The organism is Chthonomonas sp. (assembly GCF_035294165.1).
GTDB lineage: Bacteria > Armatimonadota > Chthonomonadetes > Chthonomonadales > Chthonomonadaceae > Chthonomonas.
In genome coordinates this window covers 1-5,434 of record NZ_DATGLN010000106.1, presented here as the reverse complement: position 1 = coordinate 5,434, position 5,434 = coordinate 1, and the positions used below count along the sequence as shown (strand labels likewise).

At 56.6% G+C, this 5,434-nt stretch carries 8 protein-coding genes; 4 read left to right on the top strand and 4 right to left on the bottom strand.

The genetic code is table 11. The features are described from left to right. The coding region (locus VKV29_RS05400) for a transposase (RefSeq protein WP_324200282.1) at positions 1-301 on the top strand (301 nt) is incomplete at its 5' end. 55 nt (positions 302-356) lie between these two features. Here VKV29_RS05400 and gatA read toward each other — a convergent pair. Continuing rightward, the gene (gene gatA, locus VKV29_RS05395; RefSeq protein ID WP_324200281.1) at positions 357-1,823 is read right to left on the bottom strand and encodes an Asp-tRNA(Asn)/Glu-tRNA(Gln) amidotransferase subunit GatA; all 1,467 of its coding nucleotides are present in this window, start codon (positions 1,821-1,823) and stop codon (positions 357-359) included. Positions 1,824-1,826: 3 nt separating this feature from the next. Beyond that, positions 1,827-2,120 carry an Asp-tRNA(Asn)/Glu-tRNA(Gln) amidotransferase subunit GatC gene (gatC, locus tag VKV29_RS05390; protein ID WP_324200280.1) on the bottom strand — a complete coding sequence of 98 codons (294 nt, stop codon included), beginning with the start codon at positions 2,118-2,120 and terminating at the stop codon, positions 1,827-1,829. Positions 2,121-2,264: 144 nt separating this feature from the next. Here gatC and VKV29_RS05385 point away from each other — a divergent pair, with 144 nt between their 5' ends. From VKV29_RS05385 to VKV29_RS05375, 3 genes are all read left to right on the top strand, one after another. Then, positions 2,265-2,585 carry a metalloregulator ArsR/SmtB family transcription factor gene (locus VKV29_RS05385; protein WP_324200279.1) on the top strand — a complete coding sequence of 107 codons (321 nt, stop codon included), beginning with the start codon at positions 2,265-2,267 and terminating at the stop codon, positions 2,583-2,585. A gap of 71 nt (positions 2,586-2,656) precedes the next feature. Next, on the top strand, positions 2,657-3,778 hold the full coding sequence (gene arsB, locus VKV29_RS05380) for an ACR3 family arsenite efflux transporter (protein WP_324200278.1): 1,122 nt from the start codon (positions 2,657-2,659) through the stop codon (positions 3,776-3,778). Beyond that, positions 3,775-4,191, top strand: coding sequence for an arsenate reductase ArsC (locus VKV29_RS05375; RefSeq protein ID WP_324200277.1), 417 nt, complete (start codon positions 3,775-3,777; stop codon positions 4,189-4,191). The genes arsB and VKV29_RS05375 overlap by 4 nt, the downstream gene beginning before the upstream one ends. Before the next feature lie 12 nt (positions 4,192-4,203). Here the strand turns inward: VKV29_RS05375 and panC are convergent, their stop codons facing one another. Together panC and VKV29_RS05365 are read right to left on the bottom strand one after the other, a co-directional pair. After that, positions 4,204-5,103 (bottom strand): pantoate--beta-alanine ligase, encoded by a 900-nt coding sequence (gene panC, locus VKV29_RS05370; RefSeq protein ID WP_324200276.1) that lies wholly within the window; start codon positions 5,101-5,103, stop codon positions 4,204-4,206. A gap of 2 nt (positions 5,104-5,105) precedes the next feature. Next, the coding region (locus VKV29_RS05365; RefSeq protein WP_324200275.1) for a 3-methyl-2-oxobutanoate hydroxymethyltransferase at positions 5,106-5,434 on the bottom strand (329 nt) is incomplete at its 5' end.

Genomic DNA, 5,434 nt, shown 5'->3' with positions numbered 1-5,434 from the left:
CCTCGGTAACTGGGCGTTCCTGCAACTGCGTCAATTTATCGCCTATAAAGCAGAGACGGCAGGAGTGCCTGTGGTTCTAGTAGACCCGCGCAATACCTCTCGCACCTGTTGTGTGTGCGGCTACTGCGCCAAAGCCAACCGCAAAAGCCAGAGCCAGTTCCACTGTCAACAGTGTGGCTTTGAGGCGAACGCCGACTTCAATGCGGCGAGAAACCTCAAAGCACGGGGCGAAAGTTCAGACGCCCTATTGTGTCGGTCGGAGGCACACGCTTCCAATCAGGCACAAGCCCCTGTGCTTTAGCCAGGGGTATCTGACCTCTTCTTAGAAACAGAAGGCCCAACGCGCTTTCATGGCGCTAATTCTCTAAGATTTTTGGGTTGTGCCGATGCCAATCGGTGGCCTCTTCGTAGGCATGGGCGATGCGCAGGAGCGTGGTTTCGTCAAAAGGCTTGCCGATAAGTTGCAGCCCCACCGGCAACCCGTTTACGAAACCGCATGGCACCGACAGACCGGGAAGCCCCGCCATATTCACCGGAATGGTGCACACGTCGGCCAGCTTCATCTCCAACGGGTCTGCCTTCTCCCCTATGCGGAAAGCGGGGGTAGGAGAGGTGGGTGTAACGAGGGCATCAAAACGCTCGAAGGCACGGTCGAAATCGCGCCGAATGAGGGTTCGAGTCTGTTGAGCGCGGCGATAGTAAGCATCATAGTAGCCTGCAGAGAGCGCGTAGGTTCCCACCACGATGCGTTGCTTGACTTCGGGACCAAACCCCTCGTCGCGCGTTTTCTCGGTAAGGCCAATATGGCCGACCCACTCTTTGGAACGCAGGCCATAGCGCACCCCATCAAAACGCGCCAGGTTACTGCTGCACTCTGCCGGCGCAATAATATAGTAAGCGGCCAGGGCATAGTCGGTGGTAGGAAGGCTGCACTCCTCCACAGTGGCCCCCAAATCGGCAAGCACCTCAATAGCCTGCCTCACCGCTGCGGCCACTTCGGGCTGCACGCCTGCCCCAAAGTACTCCTTCGGAACACCTAACCGCAAGCCCTTTATTTCACCTGTGAGCGCGCCAACGTAGTCGGGAACCTCTAAGTTAAGGCAGGTGGAATCGAGCGGGTCATGGCCGCTAATGGCCTGCAGTAAAAGGGCACAGTCGCCCACGGTGCGTGCGAAGGGGCCTATCTGGTCGAGCGAGGAGGCATAGGCGATAAGCCCATAGCGACTTACCCGCCCATAGGTCGGTTTCATGCCGACAATGCCACAGAGGGCTGCCGGCTGACGGATGGAGCCACCCGTATCGGAGCCGAGAGCTAGCGGGGCCTCCGCAGCAGCCACCGCAGCCGCCGAGCCGCCGGAAGAGCCTCCCGGCACGCGTTCCAAATCCCAAGGATTGCGGGTCGGCTGAAAACCGGAGTTTTCGGTGGATGACCCCATGGCAAACTCGTCTAAATTCGTCTTTCCTAAAAAGACCATCCCGATCTCACGAAGACGGGCTACCACGGTGGCATCGTAGGGAGGCACAAAATTGTAAAGAATTTTCGAGGCGGCTGTTGTGCGAATGCCGCGTGTGCAGAGGTTATCTTTCAGCGCGATAGGGATACCTGCCAGGGGATGGAGCGGCTCCTTGCGGGCGCGTTTCTCGTCTACCGCCTTAGCTTGAGCGATGGCCTCCTCCGGAGTCACGGTGAGATAGGCTTGAATGTGAGGGTCTAAGGTCTCGATGCGCTGCAGAAACAGAGTGGCCAACTCCTGAGCGCTTATCTCGCCTTTGGCAAGAGCCGTGCGCATGGCATCCACAGACCAAAAATGCCTTTCCGACATCGCCTAGGCGTCCTCCACAATGCGGGGAACCACAAAGTAGCCCTCGCGTGCCTCAGGGGCATTGGCCAACAACTCCTCACGCGGTAGCGACGGCGTGACCTGGTCAGCACGTAAAACGTTGTAGACGGGGATGGAATGCGAGGTCGGCTCGACCCCCTCTAGGTCGAGCTGCTGAAGTTTCTCAAACTGCTGCAACAGGTTATTGATGTTCTGGGCTTGTTGCAAAACCTCTTCGTCGGTCAGTTCAAGCCGGGCCAAAAGCGCTACTTTCCGCACCTCTTCCGGGGTTAAAGCCATATCGGTAGTCAGCTCCCATGTAAAATTCCTCTACGTTGAATTGATTATAGCACGGATAGAGGGGTGTGTTCGCAGCAACACGATGTGAAGGGCCAGAATGGGGGTATACTTCATCGTGGAATGACGATAAATGAGGGAGTTACGATGGAGTGTCAGGCCGACCCGGCCCCTATGGCCACCTCGGAAGAGGCGTTACAACAACGCATGCGCTTCGCCCGGTTGTGCAAGGCGTTGGGACACCCGGCACGTCTTCAAATCCTGCAGTTTCTGGCGACGGTGCCCACCTGCTTCTGCGGCGATATCGTGAAACAGCTTCCCCTTGCCCAATCTACGGTGAGCCAGCATCTCAAAATTCTCAAAGAGGCCGGCTGGATTCAAGGGGAGATCGAAGGCCCTCGAACTTGCTACTGGCTCAATCGAGAGACGTTGGCCGAGTTCCAAACGCTCGCGGCCAGATTACCCTAATTTTTATACGCCTTTTATCGTATATCGCCGATTAACGATAAAATGACCAACAAGAAGAAAGGAGATTAGCCTTGAAGCAGCTTTCCGTGCGAGACCGCTGGCTGACAGTGTGGATAGGCCTTACCATGCTTACCGGCTTAGGCGTCGGTGCTTTATGGCCCACCTTTTCTACATGGCTCGGCCGGTTTCAGATAGGCACGACCAATCTGCCTATTGCCGCGGGGCTTATTCTCATGATCTATCCGCCTCTGGCCAAGGTGAACATCGAGGCGCTACCCACCGTCTTTCGCAACCGAAAAATACTGGTGCTTTCCCTCATACAGAACTGGGTTATCGGGCCTCTGTTGATGTTTCTGCTGGCCCTCCTTTTTCTGCATGGCTCTCCCGACTTTTTGGCAGGTCTGGTGCTCATCGGGCTGGCACGCTGTATCGCCATGGTGCTGGTTTGGAACGAGCTGGCCGAAGGAAATACGGAGTATGCGGCGGGGCTAGTTGCTTTCAACAGCGTGTTCCAGGTGCTGTTCTACAGCCTTTACGCTTGGCTTTTTCTAACCCTACTGCCGCCGATCTTCGGTGTTAAAGCAAACCGCATTCACGTTTCAATAGGAGAGATCGCATCGAGTGTTTTTCTTTATCTAGGCGTTCCCTTCATCGCTGCCCTTCTAACACGCCTTGTTCTTATCTCCAAGCGCGGCTCTACGTGGTATGTCGAACGGTTCTTGCCTCGAATCCAACCGATAACCCTCATTGCTCTGCTTGGAACGATAGGGATTATGTTCAGCATTAAGGGAAAAGCCGTTCTTCATGATCCCCGCGACGTGCTTCATGTGGCGATTCCGCTGCTCCTCTACTTTGTGGTCATGTTTTTAGTGAGCTTCGCGATGGGGAAGGGGGCCGGTGCCGACTATTCGCAAACCACCACAATCGCATTTACGGCAGCCAGCAACAACTTCGAGCTGGCCATAGCGGTTGCCGTATCGCTCTTTGGCATCGGTTCGCCAGAGGCTTTCACAGCCGTTATCGGGCCTCTCATCGAGGTGCCTATTATGCTTGGACTTGTGCAGGTAGCCCTCCTTTTTCAACACCGCTATTTCGGGAACAGCTCAACGCATCCTGCTCCAAGCCCCTGCAGGGAGCTGAATTGTAATCGCCTATTCGCAGATCAAAATGTCTCTAGTGAGGAGGACAGATGAAGCAAAAGGTGCTCTTTCTTTGTACCCATAACTCGGCACGCTCGCAGATGGCCGAAGGGCTGCTACGCGCCTTGGCAGGCGAGCGCTTCGAGGCCTACAGCGCCGGTACCGAGGCGACCCTCGTGCGCCCTTTGGCCATCGAAGTGATGAAAGAGATCGGCATAGATATCTCCGGGCAGACCTCAAAGACGCTCGACCGCTACCTATCGGAACCGTTCGATTGGGTGATCACCGTCTGCGATGCGGCTGCGGAGGCCTGCCCCCACTTCCCAAACGCCAAACGCCGCCTGCATTGGTCGTTGCCCGACCCCTCGCGAGCCACCGGCTCCGACGAGGAGCAGCGAAACCTGTACCGTCTGGTGCGAGATAGGCTGCGGCAGCATATTGAAGAGGAGCTGCTTAACGCAGTTTAGAGCGCGAGCCGCTCAGCTTTTCTCACCGCGTCGCAACTGCATGGGGGTGATAGAGGCTCCCTGAGCGGTAAGCAGCATATTATCAATAAGGCGCGTGGTGCCGATTCGCACAGCTAAGGCCACCAAGATGGCGTCCTGATCCCCAATGGTTTTGAGAGGCTCCAAAGTTTCCGGGTGAACGACGGCTGCATAGTCCACCTGAGCCGAAGGCTCCTGCGCCAGGAAGGACTCCATCTCTTTCCGAATCTTTTCGGCGTTTCGTTCCCCCCCGCAGAGAGCTTGCTGGGCAAGCAGCAGCGTACGGAACAGAATGGTCGCCTTTTGGCGATCCTCTGCAGAGAGATAGGCGTTGCGAGAGGAAAGGGCGAGACCATCGGGTTCGCGCACCGTGGGCAGCACCACGATCTCCGTGGGGATGTTCAGATCGCGAACCATGCGTTCTATGATAACCGCCTGCTGATAGTCTTTCTGCCCGAAATAGGCGCGGTCGGGCTGTACGATATTCAGAAGCTTCGTCACCACGGTGGCCACGCCGGCAAAGTGGCCTGGACGATGTTTCCCTTCGAGGGGACGGCTGAGATTTTCGACCTCCACTTTCGTCTGAAAGCCTGCCGGATACATCTCTTCGACACCGGGCGCAAACACGGCATCTAGCCCAACGGTTGTGGCCAGTTGAAGGTCTTGCTGCAGGGTGCGCGGGTAGGATTGGTAGTCCTCGTTCGGGCCGAACTGCGTGGGGTTCACGAAGATGGAGGCGACAGCGATATCGCAGTCGGCCTTTGCCCGCCGGAAGAGGGAGAGATGCCCTTCATGCAGCGCTCCCATGGTGGGCACAAATCCAACCGATTTTTCTTCTCGTCGCAAGCTATGTAAATAGGTGCGTAACTCGGCAATTTGATGAAACAAGCGCATCTTTATGAACTCTGCTCCTTTGAAGGAAAAATTCCTTTGCGAACTTCTTCGGCGTAACTGCGCAAAGCGCTCTCTATCTGCTCTCCAATCTGGGCGTACTGCTTGACATGATGGAAGGGACGCCCCGGCGGAATGGCCAGGAGATCGTGCCAAACCAGCACCTGTCCGTCGCAGGCGGGGCCGGCTCCAATTCCTATGGTGGGTATCGAGATCGATTCGGTGATCCGAGCCGCTAGGTCCGCCGGAATCATCTCCAGCACCACCCCAAAGGCACCCGCCTCCTCCAAGGCTTTGGCATCCGCAAGCATTCTCTCAGGCGCCTCCGGCTCAC